The sequence below is a fragment of the Novosphingobium sp. BL-A-41-Hi4B-X5A genome (assembly GCF_055521705.1).
In genome coordinates this window covers 1,002,529-1,028,232 of the sequence record NZ_CM145500.1, presented here as the reverse complement: position 1 = coordinate 1,028,232, position 25,704 = coordinate 1,002,529, and the positions used below count along the sequence as shown (strand labels likewise).

Genomic DNA, 25,704 nt, shown 5'->3' with positions numbered 1-25,704 from the left:
AAAAGGGCCGCCGGTCTTTCGAGCGGCGGCCCAGTCTTCGCAGGAACTGGTGCCGGCCTGCCGCAGCAGGCCGGCGTAAACGTCAGAAGTTCTTGGTCATTTCGATGCCGACCTTGCGCGGGCTGAGCACCGAGTTGGCGTAATAGCGCGAGACGACGCCATCGTTTACAATTCGGCGCGACAGGTCGTTCGAGACCGAGACCACGGCGTACTTGTCGAAGATGTTGTCGGCGTAGACGCGGAACTCGAGCGTCTCGTCGAGACGGTAGGCGATCGAGGCGCGGTGCGTGGTGTAGGAGGGCAGGATCTCGCCGCCGGCACGCGCTCCGACGCGGGTGAAGATGTTGCCGGTGAAGCTGGAGGTCCAGCTCAGCGTCATCTGGTCTTCGCCGACCGGGAACTCGTAATTGAGGCCGAGAGAGCCGGAAACCTTGGTCGAGCCGGGCAGGCGATCTCCGGGCAGGGCATCGAATTCGCCACCCCGGGTCTTTAGCAAGGCAGGTACGGCTTCCGTCAGGTAAGCATCGGTGTAGGACCAGTTGCCTTGAACGCTGAACCCTTCGAAGGGGCGGGCATTGAACGAGAACTCGACGCCCTTCGATACGGCCTTGCCGCCGTTGACGGTGATGCCGATGGCGCCGTTCTCGGTCAGGCCATCCAGCTGGATACCGTCCCAATCAATGTGGAAGAGCGCGAGCGTGGTGCGTAGCTTGCCATCGAACAGGCTGGCGCGGATGCCGATTTCCTTGTTCTTGGTGGTATCTGGCTGGTAGGACAGCTCGTTCGGAAGAGCGCAGAGATTCTGGCCCGGTGGCAGGGGCAGGACGCAAGGAGCGACGCGGTTGACGCCACCGATGCGATAGCCTTTGCTGTAGGTCGCGTAGACCATGAGATCAGGCGAGAACTTGTACGAACCGTTGAACTTCCAGACGCTGCCGCTCTTGCCGGTATCGCCTTCGCGCGAGCGGAAGTTGATATTGGGGAAAGGCTGGAACAGCGGGAGTGCCTGGCCACCGATCACGTAGGCGTCATAGTTGAAGTAGCGACCGCCTGCAGTCAGCGTGAGGGCGTCGATCGGCTGGAAAGTGAGTTCACCAAATACAGCCTTTTCCTTCGTATCGGTGCGGACGAAGGATGCGTATTCGACTTCGTCAGGACGGTTTATCCCGGCCCAGGCGGGATAGCCGGGGACGATTTCGCGGTAGTCTGAGTTGGTCTTCAAGCGATTGTAGAAGCCGCCGAGCACCCAGCTGAACGGACCGCCGTGGGTGGAGACCAGGCGGACTTCCTGGTTGAACTGCTCATTCTCGCCATTCGAGCGGGTATAGCCCGAGAAGGCGGGGAACAGTTCGTAGTCGTAATCGAGATCGAGAAGCAGGTCGGTAACGTCGACCGAGCTCTTGAATTTCTGACGAGTGAAGGCGGTGGCGGAAACGAGCTGGGCGATGTCACCCAGTTCCGCTTCTATTTCAGCGGCATAGAGGTCAGTCGTGCGCTTGGCCGGCTCGAGATAGCGCCATGGGGCTTCGTACTTGCCGGTGCCGAATACCCCGCCGCCGTTCGCTTGCCGACCATTGGTGTCGGTCTGCTGGCGGACGTAGCTGAGCGTCACTTTCAGGCCATCGAAGGGATAGAGACCCAGCTGGTTGCGGCTGGTGAAGGTGTGCTCGAAGTTGGCGTCGGCGTAAGTGTAGAAGTTGTCAGCGATCTGCTGCGGCGTGCCGATGGGGCCAAAGAAAGTGCCGGGCCGGGCAGGCTGGGGATTGGACACGCCCGGCTGCTTGAGCAGGTAGATGTAGTCCATGAAGCCCGGATCGTTGTAGTAGCCGGTGGCGGAGCGGAAGGCGACCTTGCCCGGAATGATCGGAACGTTGACCACGCCATCGACGACGAAGCCGGGATCCTTGGCATGGGCGACGTCATAGACGCGGGCGTGGAACAATCCTTCCCAGCGGTCCGGGTCAGGACGGTTGGGAATGTAGCGGATGGCGCCTGCGAGAGTGCCGAGGCCGTAGAGCGTGCCTTGCGGCCCGAGCTGGACTTCGACGCGGTTCATGTCGATGAACTTGAAGTCCTGGTAGAGCGGGATTTCACCAAGGTAGGTGGCGAGGGTGTTGTCACCATTGGCGCCGAAAGTGCTGCTGTCGCTGGCCGAAAGACCGCGCATGACGATGCTGCCGGTCGAACGCGGGCCGGTATCCTGGATCGTGACGCCTGGCGTGAAGGCCGCGAGCGATCGGACGTCGTCGACGCGCTGGTCCTTGAGGCTTTCCGCGGTGACGGCGGAGATGTTGATTGGCGCATTCTGAAGCGAGACCGCACGGCGCGTAGCGGTGACGATGATTTCGTTGCCGGCACCACCGGCCTCTGCGGCTTCCGCGCTGTCGGGGGCCGGGGCTTCCTGTGCGACAGCAGGAAGAGCCGCGATGCTGGCCAGTGCGCTGGCCGAGAGGAGCGCTGCGCGCTTCAGGGAAAACGTCATGAAACCCTCACTTTGTTGTTTTGTATCTTGTGGCTTCAGTCACCCTCATCATCGGTGGAGCGGTGGCTCTGGCTTGAGCTCTGTTCACAGCGCCGATGCATTTCTCCCCGGTGGTCGATCCGGAATGGGGCAAAGCTAACCGCTGCATGCGGCGCGACTATGGGTCATTTGACGTACTGCCGCGGCCACCGATGGGAGTTCGCACCTTTGGGTCAGGACCCATTACTCACACCTTCGAGGCGCCGGAATGGCGAATATATCGGGCGGAAATGCGCGCCGGGAAGGCTGGTTGCCTTTCCATGCGGATTTCCGTTCGAGATGGAAGCCATTCCGGCGTCCCACAGGGATTTGACCAAAATGGCCCATCGCTGCGTTGGATGAGCTTGAAATAGAACCACTATTCCCGCGCCCATCCGCCCATTTCAAAATTAGCGGGGCGCTGGGCCATTTTGCCTCAAACCTCGAAGGTGCGAGTAGTGGGTCCTGACCCTTGGGTGTACGTAGATCGGCCCATCCTCGGACGGCGCGGTCTTGGCCACTATCGCTCATATGGAACGAGCCAGGCTGGATTCTGCGGGGCGAGCGGCTGCATCGGGCATGTCGCGCTCCACCACGATCGTTCCCGAGCGCCGATCTTACAACCAGTGGGCGGCAGTCCAGACGCTTGATGACTTCGCGCATCGCCATACCGGCGCACAGGCACGGCAGGGGCCGGCCTCACGCGTGGTGGCTGCGGCGCTGGGGACGAGTTCGTCGCTGGTCTACGAGGCAATCGGGGCCGCGATCACCCTGCTCTACGGGCTCAAGGTCGGCATTGCGGCGATTGTCACCGGTTGCCTGATCCTGTTCCTGATCGGGCTTCCGATAACCCTGAATGCTGCGCGGCGAGGGATCGACGTCGATCTGATCTCGCGCGGGAACGGCTTTGGCTATCTCGGTTCGACCATCAGCACGCTGATCTACGCCACTTTCACTTTCCTGTTGCTCGCGCTTGAGGCGAGCATTCTGGCCAATGCGCTCCGGCAGGCGACGGGCTTGCCGCTCGAACTCGGGTACTTCGTTTCGACCTTTGTCGTGGTGCCGCTGGCCATCCAGGGCATGCGTTTCATCGCCCGCTTCCAGGCGCGGACGCAGCCCCTGTGGATTGCGCTGCAACTTGTGCCGGTTGCCTACATTGCCTGGAACATCGGCGACGTGGGAGAGGTGTGGAGCGGGTTCAACGGGGTCTATGCGCCACGCTCTGACCTTGTTTCGTTCGGCTTTGCGCTTTCGGTCATGCTGTCGCTGCTGCCGCGGATCGGCGAGCAGGCCGGGCATCTTCGCTTCCTGCCCCCGCCGGAGCAGATCGGGGCGAAGCGGTGGTGGAGCGCGGTGCTGCTTGGCGGTTCGGGCTGGGTTGTCATTGGCGGCCTGAAAATGGCGATCGGCGGAGTGCTGGCGGCTTGGGCGGTTGGCCGGGGGATTGCGCCCGATGCTGCGGAATCAGTCAGCCGCATCCATGTGCAGGCCTTCGCCGCGATCGCAGGAAGCCGCGAGCTGGGGGTGCTGCTGGTGTTGCTGTTCGCAGTAGTCTGCCAGACGCGCGCCAACCTGACCAACGCCTTTGCCGGTTCGGTGGCATGGTCAAACCTGTTTGCGCGGCTGACGCAAGGGTACTCCTCGCGGCACGTCTGGCTGCTGTTCAATGTCGGACTTGCAGCCATGCTGCTGTTCTTCGGCATTACCCGTTCGTTCGACGTGGTGATGATCCTTTACGCAAGCCTCGCGGCGAGCTGGATCGGGCCACTTGGCGCGGACCTGGTGGTATCATGGGCTTTGCGGCTCAAGCCGGACCAACCGGAGTTTCAGCGGGCCTATCTTTATGACGTGAACCCGGTCGGCATCGGCGCCATGCTGCTTTCGCTGATCGCATCGGCGGTGTGCCAGCTGGGGTTTGCGGGGGAGGTGGCGCAGGCCTTTTCGCCGGTGATCGGGCTGGTCGTGGCTTGCCTTGCCGCGCCGCTGCTCGCTGCGCTTACGCATGGGCGCTATTACCTTGCTCGCAAGAGAGTGGCCGGGGCTCCGGCGCGGGTCGTCTGCGTGATTTGCGAGAATACGTTCGAGCGAGCCGATACCGCGCATTGTCCGTTCTATTCAGGCGCGATCTGTTCGCTGTGCTGCACTCTGGAGACGCGCTGCCACGACGCTTGCAAGCAGGGTTCCCGCGCCACGGAACAGTTCACCAACATCGCCGAGCGCCTGCTGCCCCGCGTCCTGGCGCGCCATGTCCATACCACGACCGGGCATTTCGTGGGGGTGGCAGGCGCCTTCACGCTGGCCAACATGCTGGTGCTGGGGCTGATCGGGCGCGAGTATGCGCGATACTATCCGGCGCTTTCGACCCATGTCTGGTCGATCCTGTTTGCGGTGTTCCTGGTGTTCTTCTTCATGTCGGGCGTGGGCTCGTGGTTCATCGTGCTGGCGCATGAAAGCCGGCGTGCCGCGCTGGACGAGACGCGGCGGCATCTGGCGGAACTGGAGCAGGAAATCGTCGCGCATGAAGCGACCGACGCTGCGCTGCAGAAGGCGCGCGAGGTGGCCGAGAACGCCAATGCCGCCAAGAGCCGCTATCTCGTTTCGGTGAGCCATGAGATCCGCTCGCCGCTCAATTCGATCTATGGCTATGCGCAATTGCTGGAGCGGGGGAGCGACCTCAACCCGGGCGAGGTGGGCAAGGTCATTTGCCGGTCGAGCGAGCACCTCTCGAACCTGGTCGACGGGCTGCTCGATATTGCGCAGGTCGAGGCGGGCGTGCTGCGGCTGTCGCGCGATACGATCCGGCTGCCGGCGTTCGTCGAGCAGATCGCCAACATGTTCCGCCCGCAGGCGCAGGCCAAGGGGCTGACGTTCCGGCTGGAGACGCCCAAGCAGTTGCCCGAGTTCGTGCGGGGCGACCAGAAGCGGTTGCGGCAGGTGCTGATCAACCTGATCTCGAATGCGATCAAGTTCACGCCGGCAGGCGCGGTGACGTTCCGCATCGGCTGGCGCGGCGAGATCGCGACGTTCGAGGTGATCGACACCGGCATCGGCATTGCGCCCGAGGACATGGACCGCATCTTCGGCGCGTTCGAGCGGGGAAACAGCAATTCCGTGGCAGGGCAGCCGGGGATCGGTCTTGGCCTCGCGATCACCTCGACGCTGGTCCATGTGATGGGTGGGGACCTGACGGTCGACAGCACGCTCGGCAAGGGCACGCGGTTTGCGCTGCGGCTGATGCTTTCGCGGCCGGTGACGCAACCGGTGCAGAGCCATCGCGCGGACGTGATCACCGGGTATGAAGGCGAGCGGCGCCGGGTGCTGGTGGTGGACGACGATGCAGCGCAGGCCTCGGTCATCGAGAACCTGCTGCGCCCGCTGGGCTTCGTGGTGACCGGTGCGCGCGACGGGGACACGGCGATAGCGCTGGCGGCGGCGACGCGGCCGGACATCGTGTTCATGGACATTTCGATGCCCGGCAAGACTGGCTGGGAGACCGCCGCCGTGCTGCGGGCGGCGCATGGCGGCTCCTTGCGGATCGTCATGGTTTCGGCCGACGCGCACCAGTTCAGGCGGGGTGGCGATGGACACGATCCGCACGACATGTTCCTGACCAAGCCGATCGAGCTCGACAGTCTGCTCGATGCCCTGTCATGGCAGCTGGACCTTACCTGGACCGTGCAGGACGGCAGCCCGCGAAAATCGGCCCCGGCCTCGACGGTCGAGCTGCACTTGCCAGCTGCCGCACTGCCCTTCGTACCTGAAATCGAGAGCCTCGCGCGGATTGGCAATGTCCGCGCGATCCAGACCCGCCTTTCCGAACTTGAGGATGCCGTCCCCGATGCAGCCCGCTTCGTCGCACACCTTCGTTCCAGTCTCGAATGCTTCGATTTCAAGGGCCTGCGCGAAGCCCTCCGACGAGGCGTCGTCCATGTTCAATGATGCGATTGCCGGGCAGGCAGGGCGCGACACAGTGCTGGTCGTCGATGACAATCCTGAGTCCCTGCATTTCCTGATCGACACGATCGAGCGGGCTGGAATGACCGTGCTGATCGCCACGAATGGCGAGAATGCGCTGGAACTGCTGGAACATGTCGCGCCGGACCTGATCCTGATCGACGCGATCATGCCGGGGTTGGATGGGTTCGACACGACGCGCGCGATCAAGAAGCAGCCGCGCCTGGCCGACATCCCGGTGATCTTCATGACCGGCCTTACCGAGACCGAGCATGCGGTTCGGGCGCTGGACGCAGGCGGCGTGGACTATGTCCGCAAACCCATCGCGATCGAGGAGCTGCTGGCACGGATGCGGGTGCATCTTGCGGGTGCGCGGGTTTCGCAGGCGGGGCGGTCCGCGCTCGATGCCACGGGGCGGCACCTGTTTGCCGTGGACCGTGCGGGGCAACTGCTCTGGGCAACGCCGCAGGTGGAGCACCTGATGTCCAGCATGGGCGGTGGAGACCGCCTGCCGCCGGACTTTGCCGGGCCGGTTGCCCGCCTGATTTCGCAGCGCGACAATCCGGATGCAACCCTGCGTTTCGAGGCGGGGGCGCAAGTCATCGAACTGGTTCTTGTTGGACCAGTGCGTCGCGACGACGGCGAGGGGCGCGAAGTGTTGGTGCGGTTGAACCTGATCCGCGAAGGGGCCGACCTGGAGCGCCTGCGCGACCGTTATGGCCTGACCCAGCGCGAGGCCGAGGTGCTGCTGTGGATCAGTTATGGCAAGCCCAACCGCGTGATCAGCGAGATCCTGGGGATCAGCCCGCGCACGGTGAACAAGCATCTTGAGCAGGTTTTCGAGAAGTTGGGCGTCGAGACACGCGCGGCGGCGGCGGCTTTCGCGGTGCGGACGATTGCCTGAGATATTGGGTGATAGCGAATTGGCGAAGGGTCCCGCTCTCTTCCTTCGCCATGCTGCGGGAAAGGCGCTAGGCTAGGCAGATGACCTTTGGAGCCCTTTCCCGCAGCGCCTTGCTGGCTTTGCTTGCGGTCGCTCGGCCTGCACTTGCAAGCAGCCATGACGTCACGATAACCCGCGACGATTGGGGTATCGCCCATGTCGAGGGAAGGACCGATGCCGACGCGGTATTCGGTGCAATCTACGCGCAGGCCGAGGACGATTTCCCGCGCATCGAAGCGAACCTGCTGACCGCGCTGGGGCGGCGGGCCGAGGCAGAGGGCGAAGACTTCCTGTGGCAGGACCTGCGACAGCGGTTGTGGATCGATCCGGACGCGCTCAAACGCGACTATGCCGCTTCACCGGCCTGGCTGCGCAAGCTGATGGATGCCTGGGCGGCTGGGCTCAACCACTACATCGCGACCCACCCGGAAGACAGGCCGAAAGTCCTGACCCGGTTCGAGCCGTGGATGGCGCTTTCCTTTACCGAAGGATCGATCGGCGGGGACATCGAGAAGGCAGCACTCAAACCCCTGGCTGCGTTTTACGGCGGTGAAGCAAGCCCCTTGGCGCTGGCCAGGGAAATGGTGCGGGATGACGAGCCGCGCGGTTCGAACGGGATCGCGATAGCGCCCAAACGCACGGCCAATGGCAACGCATTGCTGCTCATCAACCCGCATACCTCGCTGTTCTTCCGGTCCGAGCTTGAAATGAAGAGCGGGGAAGGATTGCACGCCTATGGCGCCTCCACGTGGGGGCAATTCTTCATCTATCAGGGCTTCAACGAGAAGCTCGGCTGGATGCACACGACCAGCGGGGCGGACAATGTCGACGAGTTTGTCGAACAGGTCTCGCGCAAGGGCGATGCGTGGTTCTACAGGCGTGGCAATGTCCTGAAGCCGTTCGTCAAACGGCCCGTCACCCTGCGGTTTCGCAAGGGTGATGGCAGCTTCGGGGAGCGGACTTTCACGACTTATGCCAGCGAACATGGGCCGATCGTGCGAGCCGAATCCGGCGACAGCCCGGACTGGATCGCGCTGTCCCTCATGCACAGGCCGGTGGCCGCGCTCGGCCAGTCGTGGTTGCGCACCAAGGCGCGTGACCAGGCAGAGTTCCTCAAGATTGGGGAGTTTCGCGCCAATTCATCGAACAACACGCTCTATGCCGATGGCAAGGGCAATATCGCGCTGCTCATGCCACAGTTTGCGCCACGCCGCGATGCACGGTTCGACTATCGCGCGCCGGTGGACGGGAGCGACTTCCGTGCTGACTGGAAGGGTCTTTATGGGCCCCAAGAGCGGCCCGACGTGGTAAATCCGCAGTCAGGCTGGGTCTACAATTCCAACGATGCGCCGTGGCGAGCGGCAGGCGAGGGAACGTTCGACCCGGCGCGCTGGCCGGCGACGTTCGACCAGGTCGGGGCCAATCCGCGCGGCGACCATGCGCTAGAACTGCTGGACAAGGCGCAGGGGCTCGATCTCGAAAGCCTGCGTGCGCTCGCTTACGATCCGCACATGCCGCTGTTCGACGACCTGATTGCAGGGTTGCCGCAGGTTGCTGCCACAGATCCGCTGAGCCGACCGGTTGCGCTGCTCAAGGGCTGGGACCGGCGGTGGTCGGCAGGTTCGCAGGCCATGAGCCTTGCGCACTATTGGGGCGACGAACTGGAGGCTGGGGTGCGCCGCACGCTGCCCCGCACAGGCAACGTCTTCGCCGCGATGCGCGCGACGACGGAGCAGCAGCGCACGGCGGCGCTGGCACGTGCTGTTGCGCGCTTGGAGGACGACTTTGGCGGGTGGCAAGTACCCTGGAGCGAGGTCAACCGCTATCAGCGTACAACTTCGGACATCATTCAGCCTTTTGACGACAACAAGCCGAGCCTACCGGTGGCGTTCTCCTCGGCCCGCTGGGGTTCGTTGGCATCGTTCGGGACGAAGCAATATCCGGGAACAAGGCGGTGGTACGGTACCAGCGGCAACAGCTTTGTCGCCGTGGTCGAGTTCGGCCCGAGGGTCAAGGCGCTGGCGGTCTCATCGGGCGGCGCAAGCGGACGCGAAGGGGCACCCCATTTCAACGATCAGGCCGAACTTTATGTGTCAGGACAGATGCGGGCGGTCTACTTCTACCCCGAAGACATCAAGGGGCATATCGAGAAGACCTATCGCCCCTGAATGATCGCTTCGGCTTGTGCAAGGTCTTCGGGCGTGTCGACATCAAGGGCAAGCTGTTGCTCCAGCGGGATGGCGGGGGCGCCGAGAAGCAACGCTGCGGCTCCGCGATCACCTTGCAGCGAGAGCAAGGCCGGGAAATGCCGCGAGCCGAATATGGCAGGCACCATCGCCCGCTCGGCAACGCAGGTGGCCATGCGATCGCCATCGAACGCACGAACGAGATTTTCGATATGGCTGGTCGGTACGAGCGGCATGTCTGCCAAGGCAATCAGGGCGGCGGGTGCGTTGGGAATTTCGCCAATGCCGGTGGCGATCGAGCGGGAAAGGGGGGCGCCGGGGGGAGCGAGCGCAAGCCTTTCAAAGCCTTCGACTTCGGGCGTGGCCTCGCAGCAGATCATCAGCTTTCGCCTGAACGGCAAGGCGGCGAGACGGTCGCCGAGATGCCGGGCCAATGGCCTGCCTGCCAGCGTCGCAGCAAGCTTGCCACCGCCGAAGCGACTCCCGCGCCCGGCAGCGAGGAAAATGACGACGATGTCAGCGGCTGTCATTGGTCTGCTTGGGCCAGGGATTCTCCTGTCCAGTAAGTCCAATGTGCGAGAGTGTTGTATTCGGCCACCAGTTCGGCGAGCAGCGATATGGCGAGCGTTGCCGGATCGCGGGTGGCCGGGATCAGCCCGACATGGCCTCGCAAACGCGCGATGTGCTCCTTAGGCACGCCGCTCGCCTGCAAGGCCTCAAGCCTTGCGCTGTGCGTGCGCCGACTGCCGATCGCGCCGTGATAGAAGGCGGGTAGTGCAAGCGCCTGCGGCAGCAGATGTTCTTCCCAATCGCGCCCGTGAAACAGGAAGACGATGGCGGACCAGCGATCGGACGCGGTCAACGGGAGGGTCGTTCGCACCGGGATGTGGGTGGTAGCGATACCGAGAGCAGCAAGGTCCATGCAAGTGCCGATGTCTGGGCATAGTGCGTGAACTTGTGCGCCGAACGCATTGGCCAGTCTGGAAAAAGCCGTGAGATCCTCACCTTGGCCCAACGCATGAATGCGCAAGGCTGGCTGGTAGCAATGGGTCAGGCTCTCGCCATTCCATAGCACTTCCTCCACGTCGCCTGCGACGGTGACGCGATCGCATTCCAATCGGAGCGCAGCTGGCTGGCGCGCTTCCAGCAGATCGAGAGCCGTGCGGATCGACGCGGTGGCCGGGCGCGGCGTGAACAGAAGATCTATGCCGCCGCCACAAGGCAGGCGCAGATCGATATAGGGTGAACCGATTCCGTAGCGGACGACATGCCCCCAGCCGTCGGACAGCGTTTCCAATGCCTCCGCCACCACGGCGTCTTCGATACACCCACCCGAGAACGAGCCCAGCCGCCGACCGTCTGCCGCGACGGCCATTTGCGTGCCGATGCCGCGCGACGAACCGCCGATCACAGCGACCAGAGTGACGAGCACTGTTTCCACGCCTTCATCCGCACGAGCGGACAGAAAGCGAAGAATGTCTGAGGGAGTCGTCGCGACCATGCGTCGCGGGCTATATCAGCTCCAGAGGTAGGCGGCGATGCCGTTTTCCGGTGAGCGAGTAGATCGCGTTCGCCAGTGCCGGGATGACCGGGGGAAGCGCTGGTTCGCCAAGACCCGTCGGCGCAAAGTCGGTCCTTACGAACTCGACCGCGATTTCACGTGGCGCAGCATCAATCCGCATGAGCGGGAAATCACCGAAATTCTCGGCAGTGATCGCACCGTTCTCCTGCACGATCTTCTGACCGACGAGCGCCTGGCCAATCCCGTCGATCACGCAGCCTTGCGCTTGGTTCAGCGCGTTGATCGGATTGATGACGTGTGCGCCGATATCGCCGGCCACCCAGACCTTGTCGATCTGGATAGCGCCGTCTTTCATGGAAAGATCGACGATCTCGGCGAAATAGCCAAGGTGGCTGAAGTAGAAGCCGAAGCCGCGGCCCTTCTTGCGGCCTTGCCATCCGGCGGACTTGCACACGGCGTCGATCACGCCGCGCGCGCGGCCGGTGTGGAACTTGACGCGTTCGCCCGGGATCTCGCGCGGCGCGCCGAGGGTGCGGCGCATGAATTCGGGGAGATCGAGCCCGGCAGCTTCGGCAACCTCATCCATGAACGACTGCCACACGAACGACATGGCGTTCGAGGTGGGGGCGCGCAGCCAGCCGGTGGCGAGGTTGGTGGCCATGTAACTGACGCCGAGGTCGACGTTGGGCACGACCGGAGCGGGAAACTCGCTCGGCGCCATCTGTGCTGCGCGGATCGGTTTGCCGTCCTTGCCGAAGGTGACGAAGTGGTCCTTGAGCGCGGTCAGAGCGCCATTGGCATCGAGCCCGGCGGTGAAGCGGTGCCAGCCGGCGGGGCGGTAGAAATCATGGCGGAAATCGTCGGTGCGGTCGTAAAGGACCTTCACCGGCTTTCCGGGCATGGCCTTTGCGACCTGACCGGCTATGACCATGTAATCGTTCATCAGGCGACGGCCGAAGCCACCGCCGATCCGGGTCATGTGGATAGTCAGATCGTCTGTGGTCAGGCCGCAGAGCTTGGCGGTTTCCTCAGCTCCACCTGCGGGGGCCTGGCTGGGTGCCCAGATCTCGAGCTTGCCGTTCTGGAACATCGCGGTGCAGTTCTGCGGTTCGAGCGATGCGTGGGCGAGGAACGGGTATTCGTAGTCTGCCTTGACGACCTTTGCCGCCTTGGCGAGCGTGGCGTCAGCATCGCCGGCCTTGAACAGGCTGGCTTGCGGCGCAGTGGCCACGATCCTGGCAGCGTCGGCTTCGTATTTTCCGGTAGAGAAGCCGGTGACGGCGGCATCGTCCCACTTCACGGTGAGCTTCTCGCGCGCCTTGCTGGCTTTCCACCAGCTGTCGGCGATCACGACCACCGTGTCGGACTTGCCCTGCGGAACGAAGCCGCTGTTGACGGCGACGACGCCGAGCACGCCGGGAATGGCCTTGACCGCCGCGTCATCGAACGAGGCAACCGTACCGCCGTGGGCGGGGCATTTGACGATGGCGGCGTGAACCATGCCCGGGAGGCTGGTGTCGATGCCGTAAAGCGGCTCGCCCTTGACGATCTTCGGAACGTCGACGCCAGGCTTGGACTTGCCGATGATCGTGAAGGTCTTCTCATCCTTCAGCTGGACCTTGGCGAGATCGGGCGGAGTTTCGGTGGCGGCTGCCTTGGCGAGCGAGGCGTAAGTCAGGCTCTTGCCGGAGGAGGCCTGGATCACGGCGCCCTTGGCCGTGGTGAGGGTGGCCGGATCGACGCCCCACTTCTTTGCTGCGGCAGATACGAGCATGGCGCGGGCGGCGGCGCCGACCTGGCGCATGGGCAGCCAATTGCGCGGTGTCGCGGTGCTGCCACCAGCGGTCTGTACGCCGTAGATCTTTTCGTTCGCGTCGGTCTGCTCGATGCGCACTTGCTCCCAAGCGAGGTCCATTTCCTCGGCGATGAGCATCGGCAGCATGACCTTCACGCCCTGGCCGATTTCCGGGTTCTTTGCGCCGATGATTACGGTGTTATCGGCATTGATGCGCACGAAGGCGTTGAGGACGTCGGCGGGTGCGGTGGCCGTTGCAGCGGCGAGAACGACCGAAGCGTCAAGCGTCAGCGCCGTGCCGCCTGCCAGCGAGGCGGCGATGAAGGAGCGGCGGGAGAGGGCGATCTGGTCGCTCATGCTGCGGTCTCCTCGGCAGGGAGGCCTGCGGCGGTGCGGATGGCGGCGCGGATGCGCATGTAGGTGGCACAGCGGCAGATATTGCCGCTCATCCAGCCGTCGATATCCTCGGGCGTGGGCTTGGGATTCTGTTTGAGCAGGGCGGTGGCAGACATGATCTGCCCGGCCTGGCAATAGCCGCACTGCGGCACGTCGAGCGCGACCCATGCATCCTGCACCCGCTTGCCAAGCTCGTTGAGGCCGACGCCCTCGATCGTGGTGATCGACTTGCCGGCGGCATCGGCGATCGGCGTCTGGCAAGAGCGGACGGCATCGCCATCGAGGTGGACGGTGCAGGCGCCGCACAGCCCCGCGCCGCAGCCAAACTTGGTACCGGGCATGGCAAGGTCTTCGCGCAGGACCCAGAGCAGGGGTTTGTCGGCCTCCGCCTCCACCACGCGTTTGCGGCCGTTTACGGTGAGGGAAATGCTCATCGCCTGAAATCCTTGGAAATTCCGGAAAGACAAAGCGCGAAAGACAAGGCCATCGGCTCGTACCTCACGGAATCTGGACAGGCATCCGGAGATCGTCAAGCGCCTTGTTTATCAGGTCCAGGTTATACGGCGGGGTGACAACGGCATCCTTGGTGTTGGGCGCGGGTGGTGATATGCGCGAGGCAAGATGGCCGCGCTTCCCGAGACGTTTGATACTGATTTGCCTTCCGCACGGCGGCCGGGAACATACGTGCGTGGGACGGAAACGGTCGACGCGATCATCAAGGCGGCGCTCAGCGTCCTTATCGAAGAGGGCGCCGGAGCCTTCACGATCCGCCGCATCGCCGCGCAGTGCGGGATGAAGGTGGGGAACGTCAGCTATCATTTCCCGAAGAAGGAACTGCTGATCCAGACGCTGCTGGATGACATCATCGGCAATTACGACAAGCTGCTGGAGCGCACAGTGCGCCAGCCGGGGCTCGATGCCGAGGAGCGGTTGCGCCTGATCGTGGTGATGTGCCTTGATGACATTGCCGGCAAGCGCACCACGCGCCTGTTCACCGAACTGTGGGCGCTGGCCAACCACAACGAGTTCGTGGCCGATCGCGTGCGCCTGTTCTACCAGCGGGTGCACGAGTTCATTTCGGAATACGTTGCCGAGTTGAACCCCGCGCTAAGCCAGCAGGAAGTGCGGGACGTGGCGCTTTACATCAGCGCTTCGATGGAAGGGGCGACGCCGTTCCTCGGTTATGGCAAGCCGTGGGCCTCTCGGATGAGCACTTATACCGCAATTGCGACACACGCGCTGGTATCGCTTGCCAAGTCGATAACTTCGGCGGAAATTGCCGGTCTGGCCGACCGCAGGTAGCGCATCCTTTCGCACACGCAAAAAAGGCGTTGACCGAATCTGGACATGCGTCAAGTCTCTGCCCTGCGGACTGGCAAAGGGGGCCGAGATGACGCTTGAACGCAAAGTGGCGCGAGTTGTTCTGGGTTCATTGCTGGCCGGAACGCTGGCAAGCGTTCATGCCAAGCCGGCATTCGCCGAAACCGTGGTGCCGGAGGCCGAAGAGCCCGGTGTGATGACCCTGGAGCCGCCCAAGGCGAGCTGGTTCTATGTCCGCGGGGGCTGGGGATCGGCAGGTTCGAGCATCTTCGATGCCGGGACCGGCAAGATGGTCGGCATGGTCAACACCAGCCGCGATTCCGATATGGCGATCGATCCAGCGGGCAAGTTCTATTACGTCGCCGAGACGATGTGGTCCAAGGTCAACCGTGGCACGCGCCAGGATCTGGTTTCGGTCTACGACAGCAAGACGCTGAAGCTGATCAGCGAGATCCCGACGCCGGGGCGCCTGATCGTCGGCGGGTTCACGACCAACTTCGTGCTGACCGACGACGGCAAGACCGCCTACGACTACAACTTCGATCCGGCCTCGTCGGTGAACATCATCGACATGGTGAAGCGCAAGTTCGTGCGTGCGGTGGAACTGCCGGGATGCGCAGGGATGATCCCTAATCCGGGCGTGGGGTTCTCTTCGCTCTGCGCCGACGGCACGATCGCGACAGTGGCAATCAAGGGCGCAACGCAGGACATCACGCGGACCGAGCCGTTCTTCGACGCTGCGGCAGACCCGATCTTTTCGAACACCGTCTATGATCGCAAGAAGAAGCAGGTGGTGATGGTCAGCTACACCGGCCTGATCCGCACGGCTTCGATCGGTGGCAAGGTTGAGGTAAGCGCGCCGTTTTCTATCCAGGAAGCGGGCGGGATGAAGCCAGCTGACGTCAAGCCGCTCGACATTGCCTGGTATCCCGGCGGGATGCAGCCGGTTGCGCTGCACAGGCCGAGCGGTACGCTGTGGGTGCTGATGCACAAGGGCGAATACTGGAGTCACAAGGAAGGCGCCGAGGAAATCTGGGGCGTCGATCTGGCGACGAAGAAGCTGGTCAAGCGCATCCCGGTGGAAGGGGAGCCGGGCAATATCCAGATCACACAGGACGATGCGGCGATGATCATGGTCAACAGCTACAAGGGCAAGGCGCTTGTCATCGATTCCAAGACAGGAGAGGTGAAGCACGAGATCGAGAACGCCGGTGGCGGCTTGATCACCGTCGTGGAGCCGATGTGATCACAGGTGAAGCCTTGAGCATGACTGCGGCAATGGGGATCGCGGGCATGGCCGGCGCGATCGGCGTTGGCGCGGTGTTCGTCGGCGCGGGGATTGCGAAGTTGCGGAGCCGGCGGGTCTTTCCCGGTGTCGTCGCCAACTATCGCTTGCTGCCTGAGGCATTGGTCCCCGCGGTCGCGGCGACGCTGCCGGTTGCCGAAGTGGCGGTTGGGCTTGCGCTGATCGGAGGCGTTCGCTTTGCCGCTGTGCCCGCCGGTCTTTTGCTGCTGGTCTTTGCGGCGGCCATGGCGATCAACATTGGCAGGGGTCGTTCCAACATTGATTGCGGTTGCGGTCGGTCGGAACTGCGCCAGCCCCTTAGCCGTGCGCTCGTGATGCGGAACATCGTGCTGGCTGGGCTGCTGGTGCCTGCACTGCTGCCGCAGCCGCCGTTCGCTTCGGCGCAATGGCTGATCGGACTCGCGGCCGGTGCAGCGCTTTATCTTCTGACCCTTCTGGCCAACGCACTGGCGGCGCTGGCGCAAGGGCCTCTCGCCACGGAAAGGAATTCGCGATGATGACCGCACTGATCGTTGGACAGGTCCTGTCATGGCTGGTGATCATCGCCTTGGTGGTGGCGCTGCTGGCGCTGGCGCGGCAAGTGGGTGTGCTGCACATGCGGGTGGCTCCGGCGGGCGCCTTGCAGACGAGTGGCGGGCCGGCAGTCGGGGGCAAGGCTCCGGCGGTTCCGGCTCATACGCTTGAAGGCAAGGACGTGATCGTCGGCGGGCCTGCCAAGGATGTGCCGTTGCGACTGCTGATGTTCGTTTCAGCAACGTGCCCGCTGTGCAAGGGCCTGATCCCGGCGGCACGCTCCTTTGCCAAGGACGAGCGGGTGGAACTGACCTTCGTTGGCGACGATGACGCGCAGGTGCAGCGCGGACTGATCGCGGCGCAGGGGCTGGAAAACTACCGTTTCATCAACGGTCCCGAGGTGGGGCAGGCGTTCGAAGTGGGCAAGCTGCCGTACGCGGTGCTTTTGGATGCGGAAGGGACGATCCTTTCCAAGGGGCTGGTCAACAGTCGCGAGCATCTCGAGAGCCTGGTGGTGGCGCACGAAATGGGGATTGCCACAGTGCAGGATTACATCGGCAAGCTGAAGACTGTTGCCGCAGCTTGACGGCGCGGGCGCATCAAGGATCATAGGGGGCATTCGATGAAGCGTTTCAATCCCGATGCGATGGGCGAGAAGCTGTTGCGGCGCTTTGCCGGTGGAACCTCGCGTCGTGGCATCCTTGCGCGGATGGGGGCGGCGCTGGTGGCGGCGCCGGTCTTCCCGCTGCTGCCGGTGAGCCGTGCCGAAGCGGCCAAGCCTGACCGGTCGCCCGAGGCCAAGACGGCCTTTGCCCGCAGCGCGCAGACGACCGACCAGACGAAGTGCGACTACTGGCGCTACTGTGCGATCGATGGCGCGTTGTGCACCTGCTGCGGTGGCGGCATCCACACTTGCCCGGCAGGCGCAGAGCCTTCGCCGGTTTCATGGGTGGGATCTTGCATCAATCCCGATGACGGCAAGGCCTACATGATCGCCTATCGCGACTGTTGCGGGAAGCCCGCCTGCGGTCAGTGCAATTGCGACAATATCGATCGCGAGACGCAGCTGTATCTGCCGCAGCTCAACAACAATATCATCTGGTGCTTCGGTACGAGCAGCATGGAGTATCACTGCTCTACCGCCATGATGATCGGCGCGGCCTGAGGCGGACGGCGATGCGCCTCGTTGCTCTAGCCGGACTCGCTGCGACGCTGGCGCTTGCGGTGCCGGCTGTCTCGGCGGGTGATCCTCGGGCGGAGACCGTGGCGAAAGGGCTGGCGGCAATTGGCGATGCGGAACTGGCCAAGGCCGACTATGTCGAGCATTGTGCCGGGTGCCACGGCGTCCAGGGGCTTTCGGCACCGGCCAAGCTGCCCGAGCTGCGCGGACGCGTCGGTTACATGATGTGCACGGCAGACACGCGGGCCTACCTGCTGCGCCTGCCCAACATCGCCAAGAGCCGGATCAGCGACAATCAGCAACTCGCGGACATGCTCAACTTCATGGTGTTCGGCCTTGGCGGGACAAGCGTGCTGCCGGGGACAAAGCCGTTCACTGCCGCGGAAGTCGGCTACGAGCGCCGGTTTGCCTTGACCTCGGCCTCGCTGGTGCGTGAGCGCAAGCGGCACGTCGAGACGGCGATCGCCAAGTGTGGTGCGCCCGCTTCGTTCCGCAGCTTCTACGGCGGCAGCTGATCAGCGCGGGGCGAGGCCTGCGGTCAGGAAATCGACCAGCTTCTTCGCGATATCACGCTCTGACAGTTGGCCATCAGGACGATGCCAGCGCGAGGGGCCGTTCAATGCGCTGGCCAATGTGAGTGCAGCCAGTTTCGGCTCGCACGGCGAAACCGAACCATCGGCGATCCCTTCGGCCACCAGTTCACGCAAAGTCGCATCGATCCGACGCTTGCGCAGGCGGATGGACTCCCGGGCGTCTGGTGACAGTGCCTCGTTGGCGGTCAGGATGTTGCACCGCCCGAAGTCGTTCATGTTGATTTCGGCGTAGTCGGTCAGGAAGGCGCGGAGGCGGTCGAGGCCGCGTCCGTGATGAACGCGCGCCTCGTCTGCTGCAGCAAGCAACTGGTTCATGCCGATCGTCAGGCATTCGACCAGAACCTGCTCCTTGTTGCCAAGGTAGTGATAGATCGTCGGCTTGGAGATGCCGAGGCTCGCTGCGACGTCGTCGAGCGAGGTCTGGTGGTAGCCTCGGGCGTTGAACATCCGCACCGCGGCCTCGAGCACGGCCATGCGCTTGGCTTCGCGCTCCTCGCTGCGTTCGGCGGCGGTCTTGAAGGGAGATCGTGCGGCCAAGAGCGGTACCCTGCGTGTTCTGCCAGTTGGAAATTGCGCCAAGTCGGCGCTTCTGTCGCGCGCAGGGTAGGGCAATGCTGCGATTGACTCCATACCCTTTGGAACAATACTTACTCGTGAGTAGATATTGTTCTGGTCGGTTCTGACTTGTGACAGAACTGATTGAAGGAAGGGATGCATAGGCTATGGAAATCAAGGGGCTGGCAGCAATCGTGACGGGTGGCGCCTCTGGTCTGGGTGGGGCAACAGCGGCTCGACTCGCTGAACTGGGTGCCAAGGTTGCGATCTTCGATCTGAACGAGGATCTGGGCCGCGCCCATGCAGAGGCCATCGGCGGCACGTTCTTCAAGGTCGACGTCACCGATGAGGATGCAGTGGACAACGCCATCCTCGAGGCCGAGGCGATGAACGGCAAGGCTCGGATCCTGGTGAACTGCGCCGGGATCGGGCCGCCCGCGAAGGTCATCGGGCGCGATGGCAAGGCAATCCCGCTCAAGGACTTTTCGAAGATCATCCAGATCAACCTGATCGGCACGTTCAACGTGTTGTCGAAGTTTTCGGCCCGCATTTTCAATGCCGAGCAGGTTGGCGAAGAGCGTGGCGTGATCGTCAACACTGCCAGCGTCGCTGCGTTCGAAGGCCAGATCGGGCAGGCGGCCTATGCGGCATCCAAGGGTGGTGTCGTCGGCATGGCACTGCCGATTGCGCGTGAATTTGCCCGCTATGGCATCCGCGTGAACACCATCGCGCCGGGCCTGTTCCTGACGCCGCTGCTGCAATCGCTGCCGCAGGAAGCGCAGGACTCGCTTGGGAGCCAAGTCCCGTTCCCGAGCCGTCTCGGCAAGCCTGAAGAATACGCGCGCATGGTCGAGAGCATCGTAACCAACCCGATGCTCAACGCCGAAGTTATCCGCCTGGACGGCGCGATCCGCATGGCGCCGCGCTGAAAACTGTCAACCGATCCCGCGATTGAGGAGTAAAGCAGAATGGCAATTGGCATCGGCATGGACGCCGCATTGGAAATCGCGGATCGGGTAGAGCGGTTCGTTCGCGAGGAAGTTATCCCGTATGAAAGCGATCCGCGCCGTGACGATCACGGCGCGCCGCTTGACGAGATGGTCATGGAAATGCGCGAGAAGGCGCGCGCGGCGGGCGTGTTGACGCCGCACATCCTGGCCGATGGTCGCCACCTCAGCCAGCGCGAGACGGCGGTCGTGCTGATCCGCTCAGGGCTTTCGCCGCTGGGCATGCTGGCCGTGAACACGCAGGCGCCGGACGAAGGCAACATGTACCTGCTCGGCAAGGTCGGTAGCCCTGAACTGAAGGAGCGCTTCCTCAAGCCGCTGGTATCGGGGGAGGCGCGTTCGGCGTTCTTCATGACCGAGCCGGCAGAGACCGGTGGGGCGGGCTCCGACCCTTCGATGATGCAGACGACATGCCGGCGCGACGGCAATCATTGGGTCATCAGCGGACGCAAGGCCTTCATCACCGGCGCCAAGGGCGCCAAGGTCGGCATCGTCATGGCCAAGGACGAGGAGGGCGGGGCATGCATGTTCCTCGTCGACCTGCCGGACCCGGCGATCGAGATCGTGCGCGTGCCCAATACCATCGACAGCAACATGCCGGGCGGCCACGCGGTGATCGACATCAAGGACCTTCGCGTGTCGGCGGACCAGATGCTGGGCGAGCCGGGCGAGGGCTTCAAGTATGCGCAGGTGCGCCTGAGCCCGGCTCGGCTTTCGCACTGCATGCGTTGGCTGGGTGGGTGCATCCGCGCGCAGGAGATCGCCTCGGACTACGCCAACCGTCGCATGGCGTTCGGCAAGCAACTGATCGATCACGAAGGCGTCGGCTTCATGCTGGCCGAGAACATGATCGACCTGAAGCAGGCTGAGCTGATGATCGACTGGTGCGCAGGCGTGCTCGATACCGGCTCGCTCGGTACTGTCGAAAGCTCGATGGCCAAGGTTGCAGTGTCCGAGGCGTTGATGCGCGTGGCGGACAAGTGCGTGCAGGTGATGGGCGGAACGGGCGTGACGACCGATACGATCGTCGAGCAGATGTTCCGCGAAGTGCGAGCGTTCCGCATCTATGACGGCCCGACAGAGGTCCACAAGTGGAGCCTTGCCAAGAAGATCCGCCGCGATTGGCGTCATGCGCAGGCAGGAGCGGCGCACTGATGAGCGGCACGGCGCAGGAGGCAAACGCGGGCACCACCCCGGTACGTGAGGGCTATCGCTTCGACGAGGCGGCGCTTGCGAAGTGGATGGAAGCCAATGTCGAGGGGTTCTCGGGGCCTCTCGAGGTGGAGCAGTTCAAGGGCGGGCAATCGAACCCGACCTACAAGCTGATCACGCCCGACCGTGCCTATGTGCTGCGCCGCAAGCCACCTGGGCCAGTGTTGAAGGGGGCGCACGCGGTCGAGCGGGAGGCGAAGGTGCTCTCGGCGCTCGGGTCTGTCGGCTTTCCGGTGGCGCACGTCCATGGGTTGTGCACCGATGAAAGCGTCATCGGCAGCTGGTTCTACGTGATGGAGATGGTGGAGGGCCGCATCTTCTGGGATGCGACTTTTCCTGACGTTTCCCGCGAGGAGCGTCCGGCCTATTTCGACGCCATGAACGCGACGATCGCGCAGTTGCACTCGATCGACCACGAAGCGGTGGGGCTGGGTGACTATGGCAAACCCGGCAACTACTTCGCGCGGCAGGTCGGCCGTTGGTCGAAGCAGTACCTCGAGGACGAACTTGCCGGCCGCGATCCGAACATGGATGCGCTGGTCGAGTGGTTGCCGACCGCCATTCCCGAAGGCGACGAGACAAGTGTCGTTCACGGCGACTTCCGCTGCGACAACATGATCTTTCACCCCACAGAGCCCCGCGTGATTGCCGTGCTCGACTGGGAGCTTTCGACGTTGGGGCATCCGCTGGCCGACTTTGCCTATCACGCGATGATGTACCATATGCCGCCGAACATCGTGGCCGGGCTGGAAGGGGCGGATCTGACTGCGTTGAATATCCCCAGCGAGGTTGAATACGTCGCTGCCTATTGCCGTCGGACAGGGCGAGACTCGATCGCCTCGTGGGATTTCTACGTGGCCTTCAACTATTTCCGGCTCGCCGCGATCTTCCATGGCATCAAGGGACGCTACCTTCGGGGCACTGCCGCATCGGCGCATGCCAGGGACCGCGCAGAGGCATTTCCCGTTCTTGCGCGGCTGGCGAGGGAGGCCATGGCGCGCTGCCAGTAAGTGATTGGTTCGAATCCGAACCTTAACAGTTCTTGGTGATTTGCCAGCCGCGACGATTTTTGTGTCTGCCGAACGCGCGTTGCGTTTCGTCGTTTTGGCGAGGGAACTTGCCGCCGATTCGGCGACGGTAGGATACCGCGAGGCAGGCTCAAAAGTGCGCAGGCACTGGACTTGGCGATATTGCCAAAGTGGATGCGATTGATTCTGTCGGCGCTAGTGCGCCGGCATGCTGCAGCGCGAAGGCGTTGCCTGACTAACTGTCAGAGAGGTAAGTAAATCTCCGCGGCAAGCGTCTGCATCTGTCTCCACCCTGGTTTCCGGTTGTTCATTTCCGGTGCAATCTTCCCTTTCTGCGGGCGAATTCGCGGTTAGGAGTTGCCTGACAACAGGGTCCGTCAGGTTGTGCGGGGCAACAGGAACAGTCTACGCCATGCAAGTAGCAGCCAAGCCACTAGTCGAAGTCTTCGAAGCCTTGTCGACTGCGCTCGACGAACTCGACACCCACGGTGAAGCCATGGCCGCGCTCCATCTCGCCATGGCAGTGGAATGCCTCGCCCACAGGCTGGAGGACGACGTTCCGCAGGCTCCGCTGAAGCCCCGACCTGTTCTTCGCCTCATCAAGAACGACTGAGCCACCAAGGGCGCGTTGTCGAACAACGGTTGAACCTCGACGCGAACTGTCGCGCGCTCGCGCCAATTCGTCGCAACTGCATTGTCTATCTTTGCGATAGAGATAATTGGTCCTGACGGCGCCAATTGCGCAACAGCCTCCTGCATCGACAAAAGGAAAGCTTTGCGCCGCAACAGACGAAGTTTAATGTCTACTAAAAAACTTGAGTATAGAAGCTGGGCAACGGCGGCGAGTCGCCGGACACTGCGCAAGAAAGGGGTATGGCAATCATGCGAGCACAATCGACGGGCACCCTTCGCGCCAACAGGATCGAACGGGGAATGACCGAACCGACCAAATCAGGGGCTGGCAATCAGGGTGAATCCGAAAGCCATCTCGAGGAAAGCATTGCCAGCGTGCGCGAAGCCCTGACCGGGCTGCGTTATGGGGCCGTGCAACTGACCGTCCACGAAGGACGTGTCGTCCAGATCGACGTGACCGAGAAGCGACGGCTCAAGCCGAACTGATCGTCCCGCGCATCCAATACCAAAAACACACAGAGCTACCGCACCGCTGACCGGACAACCGGAAGCATCGTTCGGGAACACATGAGGTCCTACGATGAATTTCCGCGTCCTTCTCGCGGGTGGCGTTGCGCCGCTCGCCCTGGCTTCGCATGGCGTCTACGCTGCCGAAGCGCCTGCCACCACCACCACCGCCGCAGTGCCCGCGCCCGAGGACGCCCAGACGACTTCCGTCGGAACGGGGGCCAGTGACAGCGGCGAGATCGTCGTCACAGCGCGTCGGCGCCAAGAAACGGCGCAGGACGTCCCGTTGGCGATCTCCGTCGTCGGCGGCGAGCATATCGACAATACCGGCGCCTTTAACGTCGGCCGTTTGCAGCAGTTGACGCCAACGCTGCAGTTCTACTCCTCGAACCCGCGCAACACCGCGGTGAACATTCGCGGCCTTGGCGCGCCGTTCGGCCTGACCAACGATGGCATCGAGCAGGGCGTCGGCATCTACATCGACGACGTCTACAACGCGCGCGTTGCCTCGGCGACGTTCGACTTTCTCGACGTGAAGCAGATCGAGGTCCTGCGCGGGCCGCAGGGCACGCTTTATGGCAAGAACACGACGGCCGGTGCGATCAACATCACCACCAACCAGCCGACCTTCGACTTCGAAGGCAAGGCCGAAGTCAGCATCGGCAACCTGAACTTCGTGCAGGCGAAGGCTGCCGTCTCTGGGCCAGTCACGGATACGCTGGCGGCGCGCCTGGCGGTGTCATCGACCAACCGCCGCGGCACGATCTATAATGTGACCTCCAAGCAGTGGATACAGGGGCAGGACAACCTTGGTCTTCGGGGCCAGTTGCTGTTCAAGCCATCCGAAGCGCTGAGCATCACGCTGGCCGGGGATTACAGCGAGCAGGACGCTGCTTGCTGCGGTTCGGTCTATGTCCGCACAGGGACGACGCAGCGTGCTGCCAACCGCCAGTTTGCAGCGCTTGCGGCGGCACAGGGCTACACCGTGCCAAGCACCAATCCCTATGACCGGTTGACCGATCTGGACGCGACGCTGCAGGCTGGCAACAAGATCGGCGGCGTGTCGCTCAAGGCCAAGTGGGACATCGGGCCGGGCACGCTGACCTCGGTCACGGCGTGGCGCTTCTGGGACTGGAAGCCACAGAACGACCGTGATTTTACCGGCCTGCCGATTGTCACCAAGTCGCAGAACCCTTCCCAGCAGGACCAGTACACGCAGGAATTGCGCTACAACTACAGCTCCGACCGCCTCGATTTCGTGCTTGGTGCCTTCGGGTTCTACCAGCGTATCGACACGCAGGGCACAGAGCAGCATGGCAGCGCATCGACGAAATGGAACCTTGCGCCGAGCAACGCCCTTTACAACTCGGACGTGCTGAACGGGCTGACCGCGCTCAACACGCAGTATCTCAAGAATACCAGCGTGGCGGTTTACGGGCAGGCGAGCTGGAAGGTGACGCCTGAGCTGACGCTGCAGCCGGGCGTGCGCGTGAATTACGACAAAAAGGACGGCTTCTACCAGCGGCGGGTGTTCACGGCCTCGGGCAGCGAAATCCTGATCGACGGCACGACCACTCCGGTGAAGACGGCGCAGCTAGGCATCTTCACCCCCCAGACGATCTCGCCCAAGTTCAGCGACTGGAACTTCAGTTACGACTTCACCGCCAGCTACAAGGTTGCGCCGGGCATCATGTTCTACGCGACTTATGCCAAGACCTTCAAATCGGGCGGCATCAACCAGAACGGCGTGCCGACGGATGCGGCAAACAACCCGATTCTGGGCGCGGCCACGGTCAAGCCGGAATCGGTGCAGCACTACGAAGCGGGTCTGAAGACCGAGTTCTGGGGCCGTCGTGCGATCCTCAACCTCTCGGCCTACCGCACGGACATCAAGGACTATCAGGCCAACGTTAACAATGGCCAGTTCGGGGTTCTGCGCGGCTATCTCGCCAATGCCGGTGCGGTGCGCTCGCAGGGTATCGAGGCCGACTTCTCAGTCCGGCCGAGCGAGCGCTTCAATGCCTACGTCAATGGGGCCTACACCGACGCCACGTACCGCAAGTTCGTCGATGCGCCGTGCCCGCCAGAGCTCTCGGGCGCCACCACCAGCCCGGCCAATTGCGACATCTCCGGTCAGCGTCTGCCCGGCGTGTCGAAGTGGTCGCTGTCGTTCGGGCTCGAAGCCAATGCACCGGTCACCTTCCTCGAGGAGGATGGGCAAGTCTACTTCGGCTATGACGGGAGCTACCGGTCGAACTTCTCGTCGAACCCGACGCCTTCGATCTACACCTGGGTCGATGGCTATTCGCTGTCGAACTTCCGCGCCGGTTTCCGCACCGACAGCGGCTTCGACATTTATGGCTGGGTACGCAATGCGTTCGATCAGAACTATATCGACCAGCTCTTCGTCGGCCCCGGCAATACCGGCTTGATCGCGGGCCTTCCGGGTGATCCGCGCACTTGGGGCGTCACCTTGCGCAAGAGCTTCTGAGGCTGAACCACCCCGCAGCGCATGCGGTACTCAAAGGCCGGTGGAGCGATCCACCGGCCTCTT

Annotated in this window: 21 protein-coding genes; 15 read left to right on the top strand and 6 right to left on the bottom strand. The window is 63.2% G+C overall.

Features of this window, described 5'->3' with window-relative positions; all coding sequences use genetic code 11:
- Positions 1-82 precede the first annotated feature (82 nt).
- On the bottom strand, positions 83-2,482 hold the full coding sequence (locus ACZ1JY_RS04675) for a TonB-dependent receptor (protein WP_118073607.1): 2,400 nt from the start codon (positions 2,480-2,482) through the stop codon (positions 83-85).
- 549 nt (positions 2,483-3,031) lie between these two features.
- Here ACZ1JY_RS04675 and ACZ1JY_RS04670 point away from each other — a divergent pair.
- The 3 genes from ACZ1JY_RS04670 to ACZ1JY_RS04660 all read left to right on the top strand — a co-directional run bounded on the left by ACZ1JY_RS04670 (position 3,032) and on the right by ACZ1JY_RS04660 (position 9,565).
- Positions 3,032-6,439 carry a hybrid sensor histidine kinase/response regulator gene (locus ACZ1JY_RS04670; RefSeq protein WP_465130527.1) on the top strand — a complete coding sequence of 1,136 codons (3,408 nt, stop codon included), beginning with the start codon at positions 3,032-3,034 and terminating at the stop codon, positions 6,437-6,439.
- Complete coding sequence (locus ACZ1JY_RS04665) at positions 6,429-7,358, top strand: response regulator transcription factor (RefSeq protein ID WP_118073609.1); 930 nt, start codon at positions 6,429-6,431, stop codon at positions 7,356-7,358. Before ACZ1JY_RS04670 ends, ACZ1JY_RS04665 begins: the two co-directional genes overlap by 11 nt.
- Before the next feature lie 80 nt (positions 7,359-7,438).
- Complete coding sequence (locus ACZ1JY_RS04660; RefSeq protein WP_465130526.1) at positions 7,439-9,565, top strand: penicillin acylase family protein; 2,127 nt, start codon at positions 7,439-7,441, stop codon at positions 9,563-9,565.
- Here the strand turns inward: ACZ1JY_RS04660 and ACZ1JY_RS04655 are convergent.
- Genes ACZ1JY_RS04655 through ACZ1JY_RS04640 form a run of 4 tightly spaced genes read right to left on the bottom strand, consistent with a single transcriptional unit; the run spans position 9,553 to position 13,730 of the window.
- Positions 9,553-10,113 carry a nucleotidyltransferase family protein gene (locus tag ACZ1JY_RS04655; protein WP_465130525.1) on the bottom strand — a complete coding sequence of 187 codons (561 nt, stop codon included), beginning with the start codon at positions 10,111-10,113 and terminating at the stop codon, positions 9,553-9,555. The genes ACZ1JY_RS04660 and ACZ1JY_RS04655 overlap by 13 nt on opposite strands.
- Positions 10,110-11,084, bottom strand: coding sequence for an XdhC family protein (locus ACZ1JY_RS04650; protein WP_465130524.1), 975 nt, complete (start codon positions 11,082-11,084; stop codon positions 10,110-10,112). The genes ACZ1JY_RS04655 and ACZ1JY_RS04650 overlap by 4 nt, the downstream gene beginning before the upstream one ends.
- 10 nt (positions 11,085-11,094) lie before the next feature.
- On the bottom strand, positions 11,095-13,257 hold the full coding sequence (locus tag ACZ1JY_RS04645; RefSeq protein WP_465130523.1) for a xanthine dehydrogenase family protein molybdopterin-binding subunit: 2,163 nt from the start codon (positions 13,255-13,257) through the stop codon (positions 11,095-11,097).
- Positions 13,254-13,730 carry a (2Fe-2S)-binding protein gene (locus ACZ1JY_RS04640; protein ID WP_465130522.1) on the bottom strand — a complete coding sequence of 159 codons (477 nt, stop codon included), beginning with the start codon at positions 13,728-13,730 and terminating at the stop codon, positions 13,254-13,256. Before ACZ1JY_RS04640 ends, ACZ1JY_RS04645 begins: the two co-directional genes overlap by 4 nt.
- 250 nt (positions 13,731-13,980) lie before the next feature.
- On the opposite strand from ACZ1JY_RS04640, the gene ACZ1JY_RS04635 reads away from it, so the two are divergent.
- The 6 genes from ACZ1JY_RS04635 (at position 13,981) to ACZ1JY_RS04610 (ending at position 18,130) form a co-directional block, all read left to right on the top strand.
- On the top strand, positions 13,981-14,598 hold the full coding sequence (locus tag ACZ1JY_RS04635; RefSeq protein WP_346766731.1) for a TetR/AcrR family transcriptional regulator: 618 nt from the start codon (positions 13,981-13,983) through the stop codon (positions 14,596-14,598).
- 88 nt (positions 14,599-14,686) lie between these two features.
- A complete protein-coding gene (locus ACZ1JY_RS04630; RefSeq protein WP_465130521.1) occupies positions 14,687-15,862 on the top strand; it encodes an amine dehydrogenase large subunit in 1,176 nt (391 codons plus the stop codon).
- A gap of 20 nt (positions 15,863-15,882) precedes the next feature.
- A complete protein-coding gene (locus ACZ1JY_RS04625; RefSeq protein ID WP_465130520.1) occupies positions 15,883-16,419 on the top strand; it encodes a MauE/DoxX family redox-associated membrane protein in 537 nt (178 codons plus the stop codon).
- Complete coding sequence (locus ACZ1JY_RS04620; protein WP_240344589.1) at positions 16,419-17,021, top strand: thioredoxin domain-containing protein; 603 nt, start codon at positions 16,419-16,421, stop codon at positions 17,019-17,021. Before ACZ1JY_RS04625 ends, ACZ1JY_RS04620 begins: the two co-directional genes overlap by 1 nt.
- A 36-nt stretch (positions 17,022-17,057) precedes the next feature.
- Positions 17,058-17,600 carry a methylamine dehydrogenase light chain gene (locus ACZ1JY_RS04615; RefSeq protein ID WP_465130519.1) on the top strand — a complete coding sequence of 181 codons (543 nt, stop codon included), beginning with the start codon at positions 17,058-17,060 and terminating at the stop codon, positions 17,598-17,600.
- Between the two features lie 11 nt (positions 17,601-17,611).
- Positions 17,612-18,130 carry a cytochrome c family protein gene (locus ACZ1JY_RS04610; protein WP_168904588.1) on the top strand — a complete coding sequence of 173 codons (519 nt, stop codon included), beginning with the start codon at positions 17,612-17,614 and terminating at the stop codon, positions 18,128-18,130.
- Here ACZ1JY_RS04610 and ACZ1JY_RS04605 read toward each other — a convergent pair whose 3' ends face one another.
- Positions 18,131-18,745: a TetR/AcrR family transcriptional regulator gene (locus ACZ1JY_RS04605; RefSeq protein ID WP_240344592.1), complete on the bottom strand. Its 615-nt coding sequence runs from the start codon at positions 18,743-18,745 to the stop codon at positions 18,131-18,133.
- A gap of 185 nt (positions 18,746-18,930) precedes the next feature.
- On the opposite strand from ACZ1JY_RS04605, the gene ACZ1JY_RS04600 reads away from it, so the two are divergent.
- From ACZ1JY_RS04600 to ACZ1JY_RS04575, 6 genes are all read left to right on the top strand, one after another.
- Positions 18,931-19,692, top strand: a complete 762-nt coding sequence (locus tag ACZ1JY_RS04600; RefSeq protein ID WP_465130518.1) for an SDR family NAD(P)-dependent oxidoreductase — start codon at positions 18,931-18,933, stop codon at positions 19,690-19,692.
- Positions 19,693-19,731: 39 nt separating this feature from the next.
- Positions 19,732-20,925 carry an acyl-CoA dehydrogenase family protein gene (locus ACZ1JY_RS04595; protein ID WP_465130517.1) on the top strand — a complete coding sequence of 398 codons (1,194 nt, stop codon included), beginning with the start codon at positions 19,732-19,734 and terminating at the stop codon, positions 20,923-20,925.
- The gene (locus tag ACZ1JY_RS04590) at positions 20,925-21,992 is read left to right on the top strand and encodes a phosphotransferase (RefSeq protein WP_465130516.1); all 1,068 of its coding nucleotides are present in this window, start codon (positions 20,925-20,927) and stop codon (positions 21,990-21,992) included. The genes ACZ1JY_RS04595 and ACZ1JY_RS04590 overlap by 1 nt, the downstream gene beginning before the upstream one ends.
- A gap of 430 nt (positions 21,993-22,422) precedes the next feature.
- Positions 22,423-22,623 carry a hypothetical protein gene (locus tag ACZ1JY_RS04585; RefSeq protein WP_118073622.1) on the top strand — a complete coding sequence of 67 codons (201 nt, stop codon included), beginning with the start codon at positions 22,423-22,425 and terminating at the stop codon, positions 22,621-22,623.
- A gap of 320 nt (positions 22,624-22,943) precedes the next feature.
- Positions 22,944-23,129 (top strand): YezD family protein, encoded by a 186-nt coding sequence (locus ACZ1JY_RS04580; protein ID WP_118073623.1) that lies wholly within the window; start codon positions 22,944-22,946, stop codon positions 23,127-23,129.
- A gap of 94 nt (positions 23,130-23,223) precedes the next feature.
- Entirely contained in the window at positions 23,224-25,641 is a 2,418-nt protein-coding gene (locus ACZ1JY_RS04575) for a TonB-dependent receptor (RefSeq protein WP_465130515.1), read from the top strand.
- Positions 25,642-25,704 lie beyond the last annotated feature (63 nt).